Source organism: Silvanigrella paludirubra (genome assembly GCF_009208775.1).
In the GTDB taxonomy this organism is placed as follows: Bacteria; Bdellovibrionota_B; Oligoflexia; order Silvanigrellales; family Silvanigrellaceae; genus Silvanigrella; species Silvanigrella paludirubra.
This window is the reverse complement of sequence record NZ_WFLM01000001.1, coordinates 25155-45794: the sequence shown is the minus strand read 5'-3', so window position 1 is coordinate 45794 and position 20640 is coordinate 25155. Positions and strand designations below refer to the sequence as shown.

At 31.3% G+C, this 20640-nt stretch carries 19 protein-coding genes; 13 read left to right on the top strand and 6 right to left on the bottom strand.

Annotated elements, in window-relative coordinates:
- Positions 1 to 18: 18 nt before the first annotated feature.
- Entirely contained in the window at positions 19 to 816 is a 798-nt protein-coding gene (locus GCL60_RS00475; protein WP_153417891.1) for a BamJ family beta-barrel-assembly machinery protein, read from the top strand.
- Positions 817 to 872: 56 nt separating this feature from the next.
- Here GCL60_RS00475 and GCL60_RS00470 read toward each other — a convergent pair whose 3' ends face one another.
- Positions 873 to 1358: a hypothetical protein gene (locus tag GCL60_RS00470; protein WP_153417890.1), complete on the bottom strand. Its 486-nt coding sequence runs from the start codon at positions 1356 to 1358 to the stop codon at positions 873 to 875.
- 414 nt (positions 1359 to 1772) lie between these two features.
- On the opposite strand from GCL60_RS00470, the gene GCL60_RS17340 reads away from it, so the two are divergent.
- Positions 1773 to 2717 carry a hypothetical protein gene (locus GCL60_RS17340; protein WP_153417889.1) on the top strand — a complete coding sequence of 315 codons (945 nt, stop codon included), beginning with the start codon at positions 1773 to 1775 and terminating at the stop codon, positions 2715 to 2717.
- 56 nt (positions 2718 to 2773) lie between these two features.
- Here GCL60_RS17340 and GCL60_RS00460 read toward each other — a convergent pair whose 3' ends face one another.
- From GCL60_RS00460 to GCL60_RS00450, 3 genes are read right to left on the bottom strand one after another with little or no spacing between them, the layout of a single operon-like run.
- Positions 2774 to 3727, bottom strand: coding sequence for a Rossmann-fold NAD(P)-binding domain-containing protein (locus GCL60_RS00460; protein ID WP_153417888.1), 954 nt, complete (start codon positions 3725 to 3727; stop codon positions 2774 to 2776).
- Positions 3724 to 4851 (bottom strand): aminotransferase class I/II-fold pyridoxal phosphate-dependent enzyme, encoded by a 1128-nt coding sequence (locus GCL60_RS00455; RefSeq protein WP_153417887.1) that lies wholly within the window; start codon positions 4849 to 4851, stop codon positions 3724 to 3726. The genes GCL60_RS00460 and GCL60_RS00455 overlap by 4 nt, the downstream gene beginning before the upstream one ends.
- Positions 4852 to 4857: 6 nt before the next feature.
- Positions 4858 to 5454 carry a helix-turn-helix transcriptional regulator gene (locus GCL60_RS00450; protein ID WP_153417886.1) on the bottom strand — a complete coding sequence of 199 codons (597 nt, stop codon included), beginning with the start codon at positions 5452 to 5454 and terminating at the stop codon, positions 4858 to 4860.
- Positions 5455 to 5649: 195 nt separating this feature from the next.
- Between GCL60_RS00450 and GCL60_RS00445 the strand changes: the two genes are divergently transcribed.
- The 9 genes from GCL60_RS00445 (at position 5650) to iolB (ending at position 16180) form a co-directional block, all read left to right on the top strand.
- Positions 5650 to 6195, top strand: a complete 546-nt coding sequence (locus GCL60_RS00445) for a hypothetical protein (protein ID WP_153417885.1) — start codon at positions 5650 to 5652, stop codon at positions 6193 to 6195.
- A 283-nt stretch (positions 6196 to 6478) separates the two neighbouring features.
- Positions 6479 to 7450, top strand: a complete 972-nt coding sequence (locus tag GCL60_RS00440) for a rhizopine catabolism ABC transporter substrate-binding protein (protein ID WP_153417884.1) — start codon at positions 6479 to 6481, stop codon at positions 7448 to 7450.
- Between the two features lie 51 nt (positions 7451 to 7501).
- The gene (locus GCL60_RS00435) at positions 7502 to 8635 is read left to right on the top strand and encodes an ABC transporter permease (protein ID WP_153417883.1); all 1134 of its coding nucleotides are present in this window, start codon (positions 7502 to 7504) and stop codon (positions 8633 to 8635) included.
- An 11-nt stretch (positions 8636 to 8646) separates the two neighbouring features.
- The gene (locus GCL60_RS00430) at positions 8647 to 9453 is read left to right on the top strand and encodes an ATP-binding cassette domain-containing protein (RefSeq protein WP_153417882.1); all 807 of its coding nucleotides are present in this window, start codon (positions 8647 to 8649) and stop codon (positions 9451 to 9453) included.
- Positions 9454 to 9484: 31 nt separating this feature from the next.
- Positions 9485 to 10387, top strand: coding sequence for a myo-inosose-2 dehydratase (iolE, locus tag GCL60_RS00425; RefSeq protein WP_153417881.1), 903 nt, complete (start codon positions 9485 to 9487; stop codon positions 10385 to 10387).
- Positions 10388 to 10400: 13 nt separating this feature from the next.
- Entirely contained in the window at positions 10401 to 11489 is a 1089-nt protein-coding gene (locus GCL60_RS00420) for a Gfo/Idh/MocA family protein (RefSeq protein WP_153417880.1), read from the top strand.
- 51 nt (positions 11490 to 11540) lie between these two features.
- Positions 11541 to 13475 carry a bifunctional 5-dehydro-2-deoxygluconokinase/5-dehydro-2-deoxyphosphogluconate aldolase gene (locus GCL60_RS00415; protein WP_153417879.1) on the top strand — a complete coding sequence of 645 codons (1935 nt, stop codon included), beginning with the start codon at positions 11541 to 11543 and terminating at the stop codon, positions 13473 to 13475.
- Positions 13472 to 15337, top strand: a complete 1866-nt coding sequence (gene iolD, locus GCL60_RS00410; protein ID WP_202613976.1) for a 3D-(3,5/4)-trihydroxycyclohexane-1,2-dione acylhydrolase (decyclizing) — start codon at positions 13472 to 13474, stop codon at positions 15335 to 15337. The genes GCL60_RS00415 and iolD overlap by 4 nt, the downstream gene beginning before the upstream one ends.
- 45 nt (positions 15338 to 15382) lie before the next feature.
- Complete coding sequence (gene iolB / locus GCL60_RS00405) at positions 15383 to 16180, top strand: 5-deoxy-glucuronate isomerase (RefSeq protein WP_153417877.1); 798 nt, start codon at positions 15383 to 15385, stop codon at positions 16178 to 16180.
- A gap of 21 nt (positions 16181 to 16201) precedes the next feature.
- On the opposite strand, the gene tpiA is transcribed toward iolB, so the two are convergent.
- Both tpiA and GCL60_RS00395 read right to left on the bottom strand, forming a co-directional pair.
- Positions 16202 to 16996, bottom strand: coding sequence for a triose-phosphate isomerase (tpiA, locus tag GCL60_RS00400; protein ID WP_153417876.1), 795 nt, complete (start codon positions 16994 to 16996; stop codon positions 16202 to 16204).
- Between the two features lie 35 nt (positions 16997 to 17031).
- Positions 17032 to 18240, bottom strand: coding sequence for a phosphoglycerate kinase (locus tag GCL60_RS00395; RefSeq protein ID WP_153417875.1), 1209 nt, complete (start codon positions 18238 to 18240; stop codon positions 17032 to 17034).
- A gap of 163 nt (positions 18241 to 18403) precedes the next feature.
- On the opposite strand from GCL60_RS00395, the gene GCL60_RS00390 reads away from it, so the two are divergent.
- Entirely contained in the window at positions 18404 to 19510 is a 1107-nt protein-coding gene (locus tag GCL60_RS00390) for a mannose-1-phosphate guanylyltransferase (RefSeq protein WP_153417874.1), read from the top strand.
- 25 nt (positions 19511 to 19535) lie between these two features.
- Complete coding sequence (gene hemE, locus GCL60_RS00385; protein ID WP_153417873.1) at positions 19536 to 20585, top strand: uroporphyrinogen decarboxylase; 1050 nt, start codon at positions 19536 to 19538, stop codon at positions 20583 to 20585.
- Positions 20586 to 20640 lie beyond the last annotated feature (55 nt).

The following is a 20640-nucleotide window of genomic DNA, read 5'->3' as shown; positions in this document are numbered from 1 at the left end:
ACTAGAAGGAACTCTGTTATGAACTTTGCTTCAACAAAAAAATGGGCACTCATTGCAGCTCTTGCATGTTCACCATTGCTCGCTATCTCTGCAAGCGCTGCGGAACCTGCTGCAGCTAAAAAAGACACACCTTCTGCCACAACAAGCAAGAAGGGTTCTATGACTTTTAAAAACGATGAAGACAAAGCAAGTTACATCATTGGACATGAAATCTCTTCTAGTCTCAAGGGCGGCGAATTTAAAGTAAATAAAACAGTACTTTTAAAAGCAATTGAAGATGGTTTAAATGGAAAAGAGTCTGAAATTAGTCAACAAGACTCTCAAGCGTTTATGCAAAAATATATGACTGAGCAACAAAAAATCCGTGGCGATAAAAACTTAAAAGAAGGCGAAGCTTACTTAAAAGCGAAAAAAGCGGAAAAAGGAATTGTTACATTACCAAGCGGTCTTCAATACAAAATCGTAACTGAAGGCAAAGGTCCAAAACCTAAAGCAACAGATACAGTTACAGTAAATTACGAAGGCACACTCATTAACGGTAAAGTATTTGATAGCTCTTACCAACGTGGACAGCCAGTTTCTTTCCCAGTAAATGGTGTAATTAAAGGCTGGACTGAAGCTCTACAACTTATGCCAGAAGGTTCTACTTGGATGCTTTATATCCCTGCTAACCTTGCTTATGGCGCGCAAGCTCCTTCACCTGCAATCGGTCCAAACTCAACTTTAGTATTTAAAGTGAATCTTGTTTCTATTGCAAAACCAGCTCCCGCAACAACACCAGCTCCTGCAAAAACGGCTGAAGCTGATAAAAAATAATTTTTTATTTTTTAGATAATATACTCTCAATTCATTTTTTGATTTGAGAGTTTTTTTTATTTATATTCTAAGCATTTACTTTCACTATCACAGAATGATAATTGACCATTTTCAAAATGATAATATGTGTTTTTAAATAAACTTTTTACTCCAAAACAAAAAAAATACGCTTTATTTCTTTCTTTAATTTTAAATACATCGCTTGATTCATTATCATAAGAAAATTTAAAACTGGGATCTTCTATTTTTCCTGAAAATTGAGTACCTACAAATTTCATTTCACCAGAACACTTAAAAGTAAAGTTATTCTTTTTATCTGTATAAAAATACTTTACAGATGAATCTTTATTTAAAGAAACAGAAGATAAATCTAATTTATATTGAATATCCTCTTTTTCCTTTTCCCAAATAGCAAATAAAGAAGTATTTTTTTCTTTCGTTTTTATATTATTATTTTTATTAGCGTTGCTATTATTGTCTTTTTTTCCACAAGAAATAAAAGCCAAAACGGCTAAAATATATATGAATTTTTTTTTAAGCATAAAATACAACCCCCTACATGAATTTCAAAGAAAACAAAATTGAACTTATTTTTAATTACATAATTAAATAAAACAATCAATAAACCATGTAACTTATTAACAAAATACATATATTATTATAAATTAATAAATGTTTTATAATAATATATGTATTTATTTTTTAAATTTATAAGATGAATTATTATATATACAAAAAATTAGCCTTTCATAATTTCATTCTGAATTATATCAAAACAATCGATATTACATATTGGTTAAGATAAAATTAAGAAAGAAAGGCACTTTTATATTTACCTTTTTTAAAATTTTTCCTCATGATATAAAAAAAGTTCAAAGAATATTCGGCAGCGAATGCCATCTAAAAGCATAAAAATTACATAGTAATTTTTCATAAACCTCATAGGAGAGTTGTATATGTATTTACAAAATCGTCTTGTTAAGTTAGTGGCAACTGGTACTTTAATAAGCTTTTTAGCCGCTTCTTGTGGTAAAACCAATTCATCAAATAGCCAACCACAATCAGCTGATACAAATCCAGCTGCCGCTTCAGCAACTCCAACCCCTCCTCAACAAAAAGCTTCTTATTTAGGTGTTTGGAGAGAAATAGATAAGGATGGAAAAGAATTAAAAACGGTTATTAAGGTAACAGAAACAACAGCTCAATCCTGTACTTTAGGAAGTAAACCCGAAGAAAAACCAAAAGCGGAAGAATTTTCAATCAACCCATTGAATTCAGGCTCATTCCAAAGACTTTCCGAAGATAAACAAAAAGTTTTAGAGACTTATAATTACTCTGAATCAAACTCTAGCAAGTACCTTGAAAAGTCGACTGAGCAAAGCAGCACAACTGCTTCCGAACAATCCGCATCTTCTACAACGGCATCAGCTTCAGCAAGTGCTAGCGCAACGACAACGGCAAGTAGTTCTGTCAGTACAAAATTTATTGCTAAAGAAACAGCTGCTGAAACAGATCAATTAAAATTATGTTTCCCAGATCCTACAAAACCAGATCCTACAAAACCAGATCCTACAAAACCAGATCCTACAAAGCCGGATCCTACAAAACCGGATCCTGTAAAACCAGATCCTGTAAAACCAGATCCTGTAAAACCAGATCCTGTAAAACCAGATCCTGTAAAACCTGAACCAGCAAAACCAAGCACACCAATCGTCTCTACTGTTAAAAATATTATTGATATTGTTAAACAAACAGATCAAAAAGTAAAAGCAACAAATGATGTTGGAGAAAAAATTGTCGCAGGATTTGAAGCTGCTGGCCAAGTAGCAGTTGAAATTGGAAAAGGTATCATAGACACAATTAGTTTTGTTGGAAAATTTATCAAGGGATTATTCAAATAATTCTTTGACTGCTTAAAAAATAAATATATTTACTTTTATAGTAAATATATTTATTTTTATTTAATTAATGTTTCTAAAATATATTTTGAAATAAATATATCCTGAGCTGCTAAACCAGTTAAATCTGAAATTGTAATATCAGATTCATTTCTTTCATAATGATTTGTTGTTTTAATTAATTTACCTATTTCTGTAATCTTGTTTCTTAAAGTTACATTTGCTTTTTCAGCATGAGAAGAATCACCATATTTTAGACATTGCTCAATGGAATCTGCAAAAACATGTGATGCTTTTTTAAATACAGAAATATCTAATTCTTGTTTTATTCCATCATCAGCACCAATAGCTGTTATATGAGTTCCTGGAAGAATAAAATCACCAAACAAAATGGGCTCACATGCTGGAGTTGTGGTCACTAATAAATTACAATTTTGTGCTACAAAATTGGCGGAATCTGAAATATGTACTTGATAACCTAAATTATCAAATTTTTGTTTTATTTTATCAAATTTAAACTTATTTCTTCCATATAAATATAAATTTTTTAACTGTGGAATTTGGATTTTTAAAAATTTTGCCTGCAAAAAAGATTGTATTCCATAGCCAAATATTCCAACAGAATTTATATTTTTTGGTGCTAAATACTTTGCACAAATCACGCCAGCAATTGCGGTTCTAATATCCGTAAGGTAACCTTGATCATTTAAAATAAATTCAGGTATACCTGTATTTGCATTTATAACAACAATAGCTCCTTGGCTGTTGGAAATAGAATATTTAGAAGCATTATCATAAAAACCAGATGCAATTTTAATAAAAAAATAATTATCTGATTTAATCATTCCTGATTTTATATGAATATCTGCTTTTTTATCATTAAATTGATAATGAGATATAGGTAAAGATTCAATATTATTATTAGAATACTCAATAAAAGATTTTTCAATTTCTAAAATGATTTTATTGAAATCGAAACAGTTTTTTATTTCTTCTAATGAAATTATTTTCATACTAAATTTTCCGAATGAAGGAATCTTTTTAATCTTATTAGTGCTTCTGACATATTTAAACGACCATAGCCAACTCTAAAATGATTTTCATTATTATCAAATATATTTCCAGGTAATAAAACAACGCCTTCTTTTAATCTTAGTTTTTCACAAAAATCATAAATGGGAAGATCTAATTTTAATTTAGGAAATGCAATACAGCCACCCTTAGGTTCAAACCATTCAAAAATGCGTTTGTGTTCTTGAAAAAAATGTTTTAAAAGAATTAAATTTTTATTTAAAATATTTAAGTTTCTTGAATTGATATCATCTTCATTTTGTAGAGCAATTAAAGATAAAATTTCACTAGGAGCACTATTACATATCGATAAATAATGCTTCATGTTTGAAATATTTTTTAAAGTTTTTTTATCCTGCATAGCAAGCCATCCAATACGAAGTCCAGGCATACCATAGGATTTAGACATTACACCTAAACTAATTCCCTTTTCATAAATTGATGCGACATAAGGAAGCTTATCTTCTTTATTATGCTCAAGTCCTCTATAAACTTCATCAGAGAATATATAAATACCATGTTTTCTTGATAATTCAATTAAACTATTTAATTCATTTATTGAAATGAGAGCACCAGTTGGATTATGAGGGAAGTTAATAATAATTAATTTTGTATTTGATTTAATAAGAGAAGAAACCTCTGACAAATCAAAAAAAGACTTTCCATTTTCAAATTTAATTTTTAATTCGCTTATTTCACAAAGTTGTTTAGGAATATCTCTTAAAGATTGATAACAAGGTGTTAAAACAATAACATGATCATTTTTATCAATAATTGTATTTAAAGCAGCATAAATAGCTTCTTCTGCACCTGTAAAAGTACAAATATTCTCAAAAGCTGAATTTAGCTTATACTTTTTATTTAATTCCTCTAATAATAAAGGATTTCCAAGAGGAAGAGTATATTCCAATTTTAAATTATTCCAAATATTTAAAACATCTGGATTCGCTAGCTTTATAATATCTTGCATTAAAAAAGATTCCATGTCTGAACCCGAAAACATGATATCACAAAAAAATTCTCTTTCTGAAAGATAATCTTCTAATTTAAAAATTGGTAACTTCATTTTAATTTATTCATCCTTTTCATTTAAATAATTATAAACAGTTGCTCTTGATATTTTTAATATTTTTGCAACATAATCTTTTGAATTTTTTCCATTAAAAGCACCTTTATTTTGTAAGTCAATAATAAGTTCTTTTTTTTCTTCTTTATTGATATTATCAATGATTTTACCTTTTTCTTTTAAATTATTATTTATATAAATATTTATTTTTTCTCTCCAATCATCTTTAAATATAAAAGAAGCTGAGCGATCATATTCGGATTTTCCAATAAATATTTCAATAAAATTTGATAATTGGTTTAAAACTGAAATATCAAAATTTAGGCACATTAAATATTTTTTTTCATTTTTTTCTTCAAGAACAATACTAATTGATTTTAAAATTTTTCCATCATAATTAATTTTTTCATAGGGTCCTATAATTTTTTTTGATTTTTCAAATGAAATGTCATCTAAAACTGAGTCATCACCTAATTCACGATTGGAAAAGTTATTGCCAATGTATACCACTTTTTTTTGCTTAATATCATGAATCACAACTTCCAATTGTGGATAAAAAAGTTGTTCTAATGCTTTTGCTATATTGAGATACTGTTGAATCATAACCTAAACTCCTAGTATTAGAAAATATAATCTAATTTAGATATTTTTGTCAATATATTTTAATTATATGATTTTATTGTAATATTTTAAAATTTATAAATTATTGAAATAAATAACATAATAACCAACATCTTGACTTAAAAGAACTTTTATGACTTAATCACGCTGTTCTCATTCACCAGAAAGGACTCGTCAATGTATCTAAAAAAAATCATTGCTCCATTGATACCGTTCTCTATCTTGTCTTCCGGATATACCTTTGCGATTTCAAGCGATAGTAACAAGCAAAATAAATTTGAATGTAATATTGATTTTGATTCCGGAAAATCTTCAATTAATCATCCTAAAATAGATCTTTGCTTAGAACAAATTCCAAAAAATGAAAAAATTATTTTTTTACAAATTATTTCTTCTGCCGATCACAAAGGTTCCTATCCATTTAACAAAAAATTAACTGAGGAACGTCTTGATAAAATATACTCCTATGTTAGTCAAAAAATAAAAGCTCAGGATGTAAAATTACTTGCAGTTGGAAAAAATGAGAAATTAGGAAAACGGGCAAATATATTAATTATAACCGAAAAAGAAGAGAAAATTACTCCCGTAATTACGGATCAATCTTCTATACAAAGCAATAATCAAAATAATTTAAATAATAATTATAATAAACCTATTTATAGAAAAACAACTGAAAATTATTCTGAAACAAAAAATTATACTTTAGATCGAAAACTAGAATAATTATTTTCATTTAAAAAAAATTCAATATTCCAATTCATAGCTGAAAATTTCTATAATCCACTCTGTTCTAGTTTATAAAATAACGCAATTACTAAAAAAACTATGCCTCACATACTTGATTATCTTTTGGCCATGAAGTATGAATTTAATTATGAATTTTAACAGTCCATTTCAAAAATCACATCAGTGTTCTACTGAATGATTTTTTAAGTAAAAACTCAACATTGAATATTGAATATCTTGTCTAAATAGGATTTAAATAACTTCTATCTAGGATGGAAAAATGTTTCATAAAAAATATATTTCTAGTAAAATAATATTTTCTAACTTAATAATTAGTACTTTTTTTATTTCAATGAATTCTTATTCTAATGAAACAAAAAAAAATAAAGATATTAAAATTGCTGTTGTTACCCATGGAGAATCTTCTGATGCCTACTGGACAGCAGTGAAAAAAGGGGTCGATGCAGCAGGAAAAAATTTGGGGATTCATGTTAGCTATCAAGCACCAAATCAATTTGATGGGATAGCTATGTCAAGAATGATTGATGCCGCTATTGCTGCAAAAGTAGATGGACTTGTTGTATCTATTCCTGATGCAAATGCATTAAGTAAATCTATTAAATCTGCAGTTGCAGCAGGTATACCCGTCGTAACTATTGATGCAGGAAAAGAAGAAGGTGAAAAATTAGGAGCCAAATTTTTTGTAGGAGGTTCTTCTAATTTTGATTCGGGAAAACAAGCTGGTATAAAAATGGCTCAAGCCGGAGTTAAAAAAGCAATTTGCATTAACCATGAAGTTGGAAATCATAATTTAGACGAAAGATGTGAAGGTTTTGCTAAAGGATTGGGGAAAAATGTATCCATTGTTTCGGTGAATTTAGACCCAACAGAAACAAGTAAAAGAGTTTCCGTTTATTTAGATACGCATAAAGACATTAATGGAATAATTACTTTAGGACCCGTTCCAGCAATAACAATATTAAAAATTTTAAAACAAAAAAAAATTTTAAATAAATACATATTTGGTACATTTGATTTATCATCTGAAATATTAAATGCCATATCAAAAGATGAAATTCTTTTTGGAATTGATTCTCAGCAATATTTAATGGGTTATCTTCCTGTAACCCTTCTGGCACAGAATGCAATGTATGGAACCTTACCCGTTAGCAATATTTATACTGGACCCAATTTTATAACTAAAACAGATTCCGAAAAAATTCTTGAATTAAGTAAAAAAGGATTACGGTAATAAAGTAACAAAAATGTGGTAAATAAAATATTTTCTTATCGGAGTTTTTAAATGGGTTCAAAATCAACTTCAATAAAATTAATAAATAAAGGATTGGGAAGTGATACAAAACGTATTCACAAAACCTCATCGATAATTAAATTACTCAGAAGACCCGAGCTAGGAGTTACTTCATCAATCATATTTGTTTATTTTATATTTTTTATACTTGCTGGCTCTAGTGGAATGTTTAGTGCTGAAGGAATGATTAATATTTTTCAAGTTTCAGCCGAGCTTGGCATTCTTGCAGCAGCCGCTGCTTTATTAATGATTTCAGGAGAGTTTGATCTATCCATGGGATCCATGATTGCATTTGCAAGTATTTGTATTGGGATTTGTGTTAATCAATTTCAAATCCCTCTTTCTATTTCAATAGCACTCACTTTTACTCTTGCTATTTTAATTGGTTGCTTCAATGGTTGGCTTGTCGTTAAAACAGGATTACCTTCATTTATAGTTACCTTAGCTTCTATGTTTATTTTAAGAGGACTTTCCGTTGGTTTAGCGAGATCATTTACGGGAAGCACGCAAATACCTTACATAACAGAAGGCGCGGAAGAAAGTTTTAGCGTATTTTTATTTAGTGGCCATGTTGGAAAACCATTGTTTATTTGGCTTTCTGAAAATCATTTATTAGCAACTCATTCTGATGGATCTCCTGTCATTGAAGGTATTCCAATATCATTATTATGGTGGATTTTTGTAACTATTATTGCATCATGGGTATTATTAAAAACACGTTTTGGAAATTGGATATTTGCCGTTGGTGGAGATATTAATGCAGCAAGAAACATGGGTATACCAGTCCAAAAAGTAAAAATTATTTTATTCATTATAACAGCCTTAGCTTCAACTCTTTTTGCGACAATTCAGGTAACAGAATCAGGTTCAGCTGACACTTTAAGAGGAATGCAAAAAGAATTTGAAGCCATAATTGCTGTTGTCATTGGCGGAACATTATTAACAGGAGGTTATGGCACAACTATTGGAGCAATGTTAGGAGCTCTTATATTTGGTACAGTTCAAATTGGAATTTTTTATACAGGAATTGACAATGATTGGTTTAAAGTTTTTTTAGGAATCATGATTCTAGTTGCTGTTTTATTTAATACATATGTTCGTCGTCGCGCTCTTTTATCTCATTAGGAGTGCATTTAATGCTTCAGTCTATTATTGAATTAAAAAATATTTATAAAACATTCGGATCTATAGTTGCTTTAACTGATATTACTTTTGATATAAAAAAAGGAGAAGTTCATTGTTTACTTGGTGATAATGGCGCAGGAAAATCTACATTAATTAAAATATTATCCGGAGTTCATCAACCAACAGGAGGTAAATTATTTATTGATGGAACACCTATCCTTTTATCCTCCCCTAGAGACGCTATTGACTTAGGAATTGCAACCGTTTTTCAAGATTTAGCAATGTCCCCTTTAATGAGCATTACTCGTAATTTTTTTATGGGTAGAGAACCTGTTAAGGGCAGAGGAATTTTGCAAAGAATTGATATGTTAAAAGCTAATCAAATCGCATTACAGGCTTTATCTGAAATAGGAATTGACATTCGAGATCCTAGTCAATCTGTTGGTACTTTATCAGGTGGCGAAAGACAGTGTGTTGCTATTGCCAGAGCTGTTCATTTTGGTGCTCGCGTTTTAATTTTAGATGAACCAACTTCTGCCTTAGGAGTGCATCAAGCCTCTCTTGTTCTTAAATACATTGCTCAAGCAAGATCAAGAAATTTAGGAGTAGTTTTTATTACTCATAATATTCAGCATGCTTTTACAATTGGAGATCGATTTACTTTATTAAATAGGGGAACAAGTCAAGGAACTTTTAAAAAAACAGAAATCTCTCAAGAAGAAGTTTTGCAAGTTATGGCTGGTGGTGAAGAATTACAGAAGGTTCAATTAGAAATAGAAAAAATAAATTCACAAAGTAACATTAAAGAATTTCATTAAATCTTTTAATAAATGAATTAAAAGGAACTATATGAGCAAAATAAGACTTGGCATAAATCCAATTACTTGGAGTAATGATGATGATCCCACATTAGGTGGACATACACCTCTTACAACTTGTTTAGAAGAAACGAAAAAAGCAGGATTTTCTGGTACAGAACTTGGTGGTAAATTCCCAAGAAAACCAAATGAATTAAAAAATATTTTAGCTGAATTTGATTTAGAACTGGTTTCTGGTTGGTTTGACGGTCATATTGCCGAACGCAATGTAGAAGCAGAATTTGATGCGATTATGCCTCACCTTTATTTATTAAAAGAATTAAATGCAAATGTAGTTGTCTATGCAGATGTTAGCTATAGACAAAAAGATTGGTTATTTGAACCCATCTCTGAACGCCCTAAATTAAAAACAAATGAATGGGAAATATATGGAAATAAAATTACTAAATTAGCAAATCTAATAAAAGATTTTGGATTAAATATGTCATTCCATCATCATATGGGAACAATTATTGAAACTGATAAAGAAATTGATTTATTAATAGAAAATACAGGTTCCTCTGTTGGATTATTATTAGATACTGGTCATTGTGTATTTTCTGGAGGAAGCCCTAAAGAAATTGTTATAAAACATGCTAAAAGAATAAATCATGTTCACTGCAAAGACATTAGAAAATCAAAACTTGAAAAAATTATTTTAAATAAAACAAGTTTTATGGAATCTATTCACGATGGCATTTTTACAGTACCTGGTGATGGATTTATCAATTTTGCTGATATTTTGTCAGTTCTGGCAGCTCAAAATTATCAGGGATGGCTTGTAGTAGAAGCGGAACAAGATCCAAATAAAGCACATCCTCTTACTTATGCAAAAATGGGTTATCAAAATTTAAAAAAACTTGCATTAGAAGCTGGTTTAATTGTGGCAAATTAAATAAGGAATCCAAATGAAAAAAATAAAAATTTGTGTCGTTGGTGCTGGATTGATTTCACAAATAGAGCATATTCCAAATTTACTGCGACTAAATAAATTATTTGAACTTGTTGGTGTTGCAGATCCATCAAAGAATGCAAGAAGTTATTTTTCTGATCGTGGGATCAAAACATTTTCTGATTATGGCGAATTATTTTCACAACAATTAGATGCTGTTTTAATTGCTTCTCCAGATAGCTATCATGCTGAAATTGCACATGCTGCTTTGGATCGTGGTTTACATGTTTTTTCTGAAAAACCTCTTTGTTACTCTATAACTGAAGCAGATAATTTAATTAAAGCACGCGATAAATCGAAAAAAGTTGTGCAAGTTGGATATATGAAACGTTTTGATCCAAATTATGAATTACTGAGAAAATTACTTCCTAAAAATGGATTAGGACTTAGATTAATTAGTGTGGAAGTGCAAGATCCAGGAGCATGGCCATTTAATCAGCATCAAGGAGAATTGATTTTAGCAAATGATATTCCAGCTGATTTAATTCTTGAATCAAGAAAGTTACGTTATCAGCAAGTTATTTTAGCAAATGGAAAAAATATTAATTCAGATATCTTAAGAGGATTTACAGGACCATATTCATCAAGTTTAGTTCATGATATAAATGCTGTCCATGGATTATTAGAAACCATGAATTTAAAAACATCTGAAGTTACTGGAGCCGCCTTTTTTGCTGATGGAACTTGTGCAAATGGAAGTGTTCGAATTAAAGATTGTGATGCTCTCTGGCAAATGTCTTTTGTCTCAATACCTAAACTTGCAGAATACCGTGAAAGAATAAGTTTATACTTTGATGATTCTGTTTATCATTTAGAATTCCCCTCACCTTATTTAAATCATTTTCCTACTAAATTAAGTGTATCTATTTCAAATAATGAATCATTACAAAATACAGAATATTGCTCAGGATATGAAGAGGCTTTTATTAGAGAGCTTCAAGGATTTTGGGCAAGTGTCACCTTAGGAGAACCCATTCGAAATACAATTGAGGATGCAAAATTAGATATGCAGCTTATAGCAAATTTAACCGCAAACATTAAATAAACATTTTAAATTAAAAAAAATTATTTACTATTTCAATTTTACGGATTAATCATGCTTGATAAAAATTGTTACTTAAAAAAAGATAGAAAATTTGATTTAATTTGCTTAGGAAGGCTTGCAGTCGATTTATATTCTCAACAAATTGGAGCCCCTCTTGAAGAAGTTAGTAGTTTTGCGAAATACCTTGGGGGATCTTCAGGAAATGTCGCCTTTGGAACAGCACGCCTTGGCTTAAAAACAGCAATGCTATCCTGTGTTGGTGATGATCAAATGGGAAGCTTTTTATTAAATTCACTTTCCAAAGAAGGTTGCGATGTCTCTCAAATAAAAAAAACAAAAGAACATTTAACAGCTATAACATTACTTGGAATTAAAGACAAAAATACCTTTCCATTATTATTTTATCGTGAAAATTGTGCAGATATGTCTTTAACTGAAAATGACATTGATGAAAATTTTATAGCTTCATCGCATTCACTTGCTATAACTGGAACTCATTTCTCTCAAAAAAATGTTTATAAAGCTTCTTTAAAAGCGTTAGATTATGCTCAAAAAAATGATGTTTTAAAAATACTAGATATTGATTATCGACCAGTCCTTTGGGGTTTGACAAATAAAAGCGATGGAGAAACTCGATTTATTGCTAACAATAATGTAACAGAACATTTACAATCAATAGCCCCCTTATTTGATTTAATTGTTGGTACAGAAGAAGAATTTTGTATACTAGGAGGAAATGAAAATCTTTTTGAAAGTTTAAAATTAATTCGAAATATAAATAATGGAATATTTGTATTAAAACTAGGAGAAAAAGGTTGTACTATTTTTGAAAACAAAATTCCGAATTCATTTGCTGAATGCGAAATCTATGAAGGAGTTAAAGTAGATATTTTAAATGTTTTAGGTGCCGGTGATGCTTTTTTATCTGGATTTTTGGCAAATTTTTTACGTAACAAAGATTTAAAAACTTGTTGTCATATTGCTAATGCTTGTGGTGCTTTAGTAGTAAGTCGTCATTCCTGTGCTCCTGCTATGCCCACTTGGAAGGAAATAAATTACTTTTTAAATCATAAAATTTTAAAACCTTCGTTAGATGTTGAATTAAATAGATTGCACCGTGTTACAATAGCCAAGCAAAAATGGGATGAACTTTTTATCTTTGCATTTGATCATCGAATTCAATTTATGGAACTTGCACATAATGCAAATCAACCAGAAGTAAAAATTTCAGAATTAAAAAAACTATTTGTAAGCGCTGTAATAGAAACGGAATCTGAATTAAATCTTCAAGGAAAAATAGGTATTTTGGCAGATGATCAATTTGGCCAAGAAGCTTTAAACTTAGCAACAGGTAGAGGCTGGTGGATAGGGCGTCCCGTCGAACTTTCTTTATCCAATCCATTGCAATTTGAAAAAGGAAGTTCAATTGGCTCCCACTTATTAAGCTGGCCAAAAGATCATATTATTAAATGCCTTATTCAATATCATCCAGATGATGAAGTCCAAAATAGAATAAAACAAGAAAAAAGACTCTTGTCACTTTATCATGCAGCACAAATTTCAGGTCATGATTTATTAATTGAAATCATTCCACCAAAAATATTTCCACATGCTCAAGACACCGTTTACCGCTCCATGAAAAATTTATATAACTTAGGAATTTTTCCTGAATGGTGGAAATTAGAACAACCTAGCATTGAAATATGGCCATTTATAGATGAATTAATTGCAAAAAAAGATTCTTATTGCCGTGGTGTCGTCTTATTGGGATTAAATGAGCCTTTAACTGTTATTAGTAAAGGTTTTAAAGCTGCTCATCATTCCAAAACATGCCGAGGATTTGCGATAGGCCGAACTATTTTTTATGAAGCAAGTAAACAATGGTTTAATAATGAAATAAGCAATAGAGAAGTTATAAAAAAAACGGGCGATATTTTTAAAAATTTAATCCAAATATGGCAAAACGAAAAAAGGAATACGATATGAAAACAATTCGCCTGACCATGTCACAAGCTTTAATTCGATATTTAACAGCCCAATTTATAGAACATGAAAACCAGAAAATACCTTTATTTGGTGGCTGTTTTGCCATATTTGGACATGGAAATGTTTCTGGAATTGGAGAAGCTCTTTTTTCTGTTAAAAATATTTTTCCAACTTACCGAGGTCATAATGAACAAAGTATGGCCCATGCAGCCATTGCATTTGCAAAAAGTAATTTTCGTAGACGAATGATGGCAGTAACAAGTAGTATTGGACCTGGAGCAACAAATTTAGTAACTGCAGCAGCATTGGCTCATGTGAATCGACTGCCATTGTTACTTTTACCAGGAGATGTGTTTACTTATCGCGGTCCAGATCCTGTTCTACAACAACTAGAATACCCACAAGATGGGACTGTTTCCGTAAATGATTGTTTTCGTCCTGTTTCAAGATATTTTGATCGGATCGTGCGACCAGAGCAATTACTAACAGCTTTACCACGTGCACTTTCCATTCTTACAGATGATTCCAATTGTGGACCTGTAACTTTATCATTACCTCAAGATGTTCAATCAGAAGCCTATTCTTTTCCATTATCTTTTTTTGATGAAAAAATTCATCATTTTTACCTTAAAATATCAGGAAATGAAGAGTTAAATTCTGCAATTCAATTTATTAAAAAATATAAAAAACCATTAATTATTGCTGGAGGTGGTGTTTTATATAGTAAAGCATCAAATAATCTGCAAATATTTGCAGAACAATTTGGAATTCCTGTCTGTGAAACACAATCAGGAAAAAGCGCATTAAAATGGGACCATCCATTACAAATGGGTTCCATTGGAGTAACAGGATCTCATGCTGCTAATACTATAGCAAAAAATGCTGATTTGATAATTGCTATTGGCACTCGTTTGCAAGACTTTACTACTGGTTCAAATTTATTATTTCAAAATGCATCTTGTTTATCTATTAATGTAAATGCTTTTGATAGCATTAAATTTAACAGCCATTCATTAAATGCAGATGCTAATTGGGCATTACTACAACTTTCAAAAATTCTCTCTGAAAATAATTGGCAAATGGAAGATAATTGGACTCTAAACTCTTGTGAGTTAGGAAAAAAATGGCGTGATTCCGTAACAGAAATAACAAGTAAAACTCTTCCACCTTCTAGTGATTTTCTTCCTTATGAAGGAGAAATTATTGGAGCCATTCAAAGATCATCTCAAAATTCTTTTAAAGATGATATTATTGTGAGTGCAGCGGGTGGGATACCTGCAGAACTTCATAAATTATGGCGATCTTCTGAACCAGGCGGTTATCATTGTGAATATGGTTTTTCTTGTATGGGATATGAAATAGCAGGTGGCCTTGGTGTTAAAATGGCTAATCCTAATAAAGAAGTGATTGTCATGGTAGGAGATGGATCCTATTTAATGCTTAATTCAGAGCTTGCCACAAGTATAATGTTAGATCTTAAAATAATATTAGTCATCTTAGATAATAAAGGTTATGGTTGTATTCATCGTTTGCAAAAATCATGTGGCAATGAGCCATTTAATAATATGTTAAAAGATTGCAATATAAATTCATTAGAAAATCCAAATATAGATTTTGCTCTTCATGCAAAATCTTTAGGTGCTGTATCAGAACATGTTACCTCAATTTTTGATTTTGAGCATGCCATGCTTCGTGCCAGAAAAAGCTCTCATAGTTACGTTATTGTAATTGATACAGATTATCGACGTACTACTGAATTGGGTGGTTGCTGGTGGGAGGTGAGCATACCAGAAACATCTCAATATCAAAAAGTAAATCATGCTAGACAAAATTATCAAGATACACGTAATAAAAGATTATAATTAAATTCAAGCAAAACAACGAGGTCATCCATTAAGGAATTTGGTATGGATTTATTAATTAAGTCAAACCGTAAATCAAATGAGCATATTATTATAACTCCAGAATCTGCAGGTTGGCAGTATATTGGGTTTATCATTACTGAAATAAAATTTGATCAGACAATATCATGGTTTGATTCAAAACGTGAACTTTGTTTAATTATTCTTAATGGAGAAGTTACAATACATTTAGATCAACAAATATGGGAAGGAATCGGAAAACGCCAAAATGTTTTTGATGATTTACCTCCACATGCTGTGTATATTCCTCCTGCAAAATTTATTAAAGTAACAGCAACAAAAGAAAATACTTTGTGTGCATTATGTAGCGCTCCTGCAAAAGGAATTTATCCTCCAAGATGGATTAAACCTGAGGAAATGGAAAAAACAGTTCGAGGAACAGGGACAAATCAAAGATTTGTTACTGATATTTTGCCAGCTAGCGCCAAAGCAGAATCTTTAATTGTTGTTGAAGTAAGGACACCTTCAAGTCATAGCTCTAGCTATCCACCACATAAACACGACATGAATTTTCCACAGGAAGAAAGCCAATTGGAAGAGATTTATTATCATCGGATTGCTCCAAATCAGGGTTGGGTTTTTCAACGCATCTACACAGACGATCGATCCTTGGATCAAAGTGTCTCTGCAGAAGATGGGGATGTTGTTTTAGTTCCCTATGGATACCATCCTGTTGTTGTCCCACATGGATATCATTCGTATTATTTAAACGTTATGGCTGGCCCCATTCGCGAATGGAAGTTTAGAAATGATCCTGACCATGAATGGATGTTAAACTCCTAGTCGTAAATTCAAGAAATATATTTAATTACATTTCATACAAAGATCATAAAAATCTTTTGGATTTAAACTTGCACCACCTACTAAAGCTCCATCAATATCTGGACAAGACATATATTCTTGAACATTATTTAACTTAACACTTCCACCGTATAAAATTTGTAGTTTAGAGCTTGTTTCTTTATCAAAATAACTTGATAAAAACTCTCTGATAATGGAATGAGCCTCTTGAGCTTCGACAGAAGTTGCCGCTTTACCTGTTCCAATAGCCCAAACAGGTTCGTATGCAATAGATAAAAGAGGATTTTTAGGATCTGATCCCAAAAATTCGGATGCACTCTTAATTTCTGATGCAATAAAAGCTTCTTCTAACTGTGTTGTTAAAACTTCGTGCAATTTTCCTTTTTCTCGTTGCTCTAATGTTTCCCCAATACATAAAACGGCTTTCATTCCTGAACGGATTAATGCCCCCACTCTAGCACCTGAAGATATATTTGTTTCACCAAACATTTGTCTACGTTCACTATGAGCAACTAAGCTTCCCTTAACACGAATACTTTTCAACATAGGGACAGATATTTCCCCAGTAAATGCGCCATCATTTGCCCAATGTGCATTTTGCGCAAATAAAGTAACAACATTTTGAGTTCTTCCACTCAATTCAGAAAGAAAAACACTTGGAGCAGCTATTCCAACTTCAATATTTAAATTTTGATTTGCTATCAAATTTGAAAAGTTTGAAAAATCTGCACTTGCACTTGTTACATCTTTAAACATTTTCCAATTACCAATAATTATTTTTTTTCTAGTTGTTTGCATAAATGCCTCTGTATTTTTAAAAGTTTTTGAATTTCTTATTTCATTCTTAAAACTTTTATACCAGGAAGTTCTTTTCCTTCTAAAAGCTCCATACTCGCTCCACCACCAGTGGAAACATGCGTTACTTTATCTTGTAAATTAAATTTTACAATAGCCGCAGCAGAATCTCCGCCCCCCACAATTGTTGTTCCTTCACAATGAGACATGGCTTCAGCAACTGCTTTTGTTCCTTTTGCAAAGGCTTCAAACTCAAATACTCCCATTGGACCATTCCAAACAACAACTTTACTATTTTCAATTACATTTTTAAAAACTTTTGCAGAGTGTTCACCAATATCTAATCCCATTAATCCATCTGGAATATCTGCTGAATTCACAACAACAGGGGTTACATTTTCAGAAAACTCAGATCCGCATAAATGATCTTCAGGGAGATATATTTTAACATTTCGTTTTTCAGCTGCTTTAAAAATTTCTTCAACAAGAGCTAATTTATCTTCTTCAACACGAGATTTTCCAACATTTTTACCTTTACATTTTAAAAAGGTATAGGCCATAGCACCGCCAATAATCATATTATTCGCAATTGTTGTAAACTTACGAAGAATCTCGATTTTATCGGAAACTTTGGAACCACCAAAAATAGCGGTAACAGGTGCTTTTGGAGCACGGAATGCATCTTCTAAAAATTGCATTTCTTTTGCTACTAAAAATCCTGCAGCTCTTTTTTCAAGCGGAAAACATTCTGCAGCGGCATAAATAGAAGCATCTGCTCTATGACAAGTTCCAAAAGCATCGTTCACATAAAATTCAGCATATTGAGCTAATTTGTTTGCAAAATTTTCATTACCAGCTTGCTCTTCTTTATGAAAACGGAGGTTTTCAAGTAAAATAATTTGACCTGGTTTTAAATCATATACAATTTTACCAAAACCATCTTCTACAAAGTCATGAGCAAGAACAACTTCAAGATTTAATAATTCGGCAAGTCTTGTTCCAACAGGAGCAATTGAAAATTCTTCTTCAAAGCCAATTCCTTTTGGACGGCCTAAATGAGAGCAAGCAATGATTTTTGCATTTTTTTCAAGAAGCCATTTTATGGTTGGCAGTGCTGCTTTAATTCTTGTTTCGTCTGAGATTTTTCCCTTTTTGATAGGAACGTTTAAATCGAGTCTTAATAATACAACGGGTTGAGTATTTGAAGAAAAATCAAGATCTTCCAAAGTACGTATACGTTTTGCCACTGGAATTCCTTTCTGAAGCAGGTTAAATTCACAAATCCTTGCAAAGTAAAGAACTCTTAAACGGCTTTGTCAAATAGTTGAGAAAAAACGCTTGTTGTGCGACAACAAGTCAACATATAGGAGTTCGTGAATTCCTTTTATTTACCTCAGTAGGAGGCTTCCTTTGAAAAATGATATATTTGAAAAAAATCTTAATATTTATTCCATAATTTTATGCGGTGGTTCTGGAACAAGACTCTGGCCATTATCAAGAAAATCGTTTCCAAAACAGTTCCTTTCTCTGGGTTCAGATAAAAAGTCTTTACTCCAACTTTCCTTAGATAGAGTTAAAAATATTTCACCTCCCAAAAATCGCTGGATCGTCACTGCGAAAGGGCAAGAAGATATATGCAGTAAACAAGTAGGATCGAATGCAGATAGAATCATTATTGAACCTGAAGCTAGAAATACAGCACCTGCTATTGCTTTAACAGCATGGCAACTTATGAAAGAAGACCCTGAGTCTATTATGGTTATCCTTTCATCAGATCATTCTATACAAAATGTCCGCTCCTTTGAGCAAACCATTTATGATGCCGTACATTTAGCAAAACAGAACTTTTTCGTAACAGTTGGCATTCAACCAACCTACCCCGCAACAGGATTTGGTTATATTGAACAAGGTTTACCTTTAGATATAGAAGGAAACATTCTTTCTCCTCAAAAATTAACCGAAACATCCGCTACAGGTTATAGCGTCCGCAGTTTTAGAGAAAAACCAAACCAAGCAGCAGCAGAGCAATTTTTGAGAACTCAAAAATATCTTTGGAACGCTGGTATTTTTGTTTGGAAAACAAAAACATTTTGGAATGCTTTTTCCCATATTCAAGCAGAAACTGCTAGTTTAATTGAGTCTATTACTCCTGATAATTTAGCAGAAGTTTATTCGAAAATTGAAAATTCTCCAATTGACATCGCTTTTATTGAGCAAACAAGTCATGTCGCTTGTGTACCTGCAAATTTTGACTGGAATGATGTAGGGTCTTGGTCAGCTGTTAGAGAATGTTTTGAACAAGACAATCAAGGTAACAATGTTTCTGGTGATGTTTTTCATTTGGAAACAAAAAATAGTATAATTCACACTACTGGACCTTTCGTCTCTGTTATTGGTATGGAAAATGTTGCGGTTGTTGCTACGAATGATGCCGTTCTTGTTATGCCTCTCAATCGAAGCCAAGACGTAAAAAAGACAATCCAATATCTCGAAACAAAAAATCAAAAGTTACTTTAAGTAAAATTTATTTCTGGGAAATTATATGAGCAAAATTCTTCTTGAAGCGGCACAAGGTAAAAAAACAAATAAAATACCTTTATGGTTAATGCGCCAAGCAGGCCGCTATCTTCCCGAATATCGAGAAATTAGAAAAAGACATAATACTTTGGAAATGTTTAAAACACCCTCTATCGCCGCTGAAATTACTTTACAACCATTAAAAAGATTTAATTTAGATGGTGCTATTCTTTATGCAGATATATTACTTATTCCTGATGCTATGGGATTAGATTTATTTTTTGTAGAAAAAGAAGGTCCTCGTTTTTCAAAAACTATCCGCTCAGAAACAGACTTGAATCAAATTATTTCTTTAGCTGAAAATACAGACAAGCTTTTAGAGAAATTAAGTTACGTTAGTGAAACTCTGGATCGTGTTAAACAAAATCTATCTAAAGAAACAACTCTTCTTGGATTTGCTGGTGCGCCATTTACAGTTGCAAGTTATATGATAGAAGGTGGAAGTAGTTCGAAAGGCGATTTTTTTGAATGTAAAAAATTTATGTTTACGGAACCTAAAGCCTTTCATAAACTTATGGATCTCATTACAAATGCAACGATCGCTTATTTAAAAATGCAAATTAAATTCGGGGCAGAAATTGTTCAACTTTTTGAAAGTTGGTCTGGAGCATTATCACCTGATCAATATAATGAATTTTGTTTGCCTTATACTAAAAAAATTGTAGATGAAATTAAAAAACAAATTCCCGTAATTCATTTTTTTGGACAAGGGGCATCTCTAATACCAGAAGCTTTAAAAATAAATCCAAATGTCCATAGCGTTGATTGGAGACAAGATCTTTCTTATGTTTCGAGCGCTCTTAATGGTTCTGGTATTGCACTACAAGGAAACCTAGATCCCTTGTTGCTTTATGCACCTCAAAATCGCTTAATTGAAAAAATTGAACATTGTTTAACAATAGGTTCCGCACATCCACATGGTTATATTTTTAATTTAGGTCATGGTTGCACTCAACATACACCAATTGAAAATATTTCTTGTTTAGTAAATACAGTAAATAATTTTAAATCATAAAAAGTTTTCCTTTTATTAAATAAATTAAACAAATTTACCTATTGTCATTTAGATG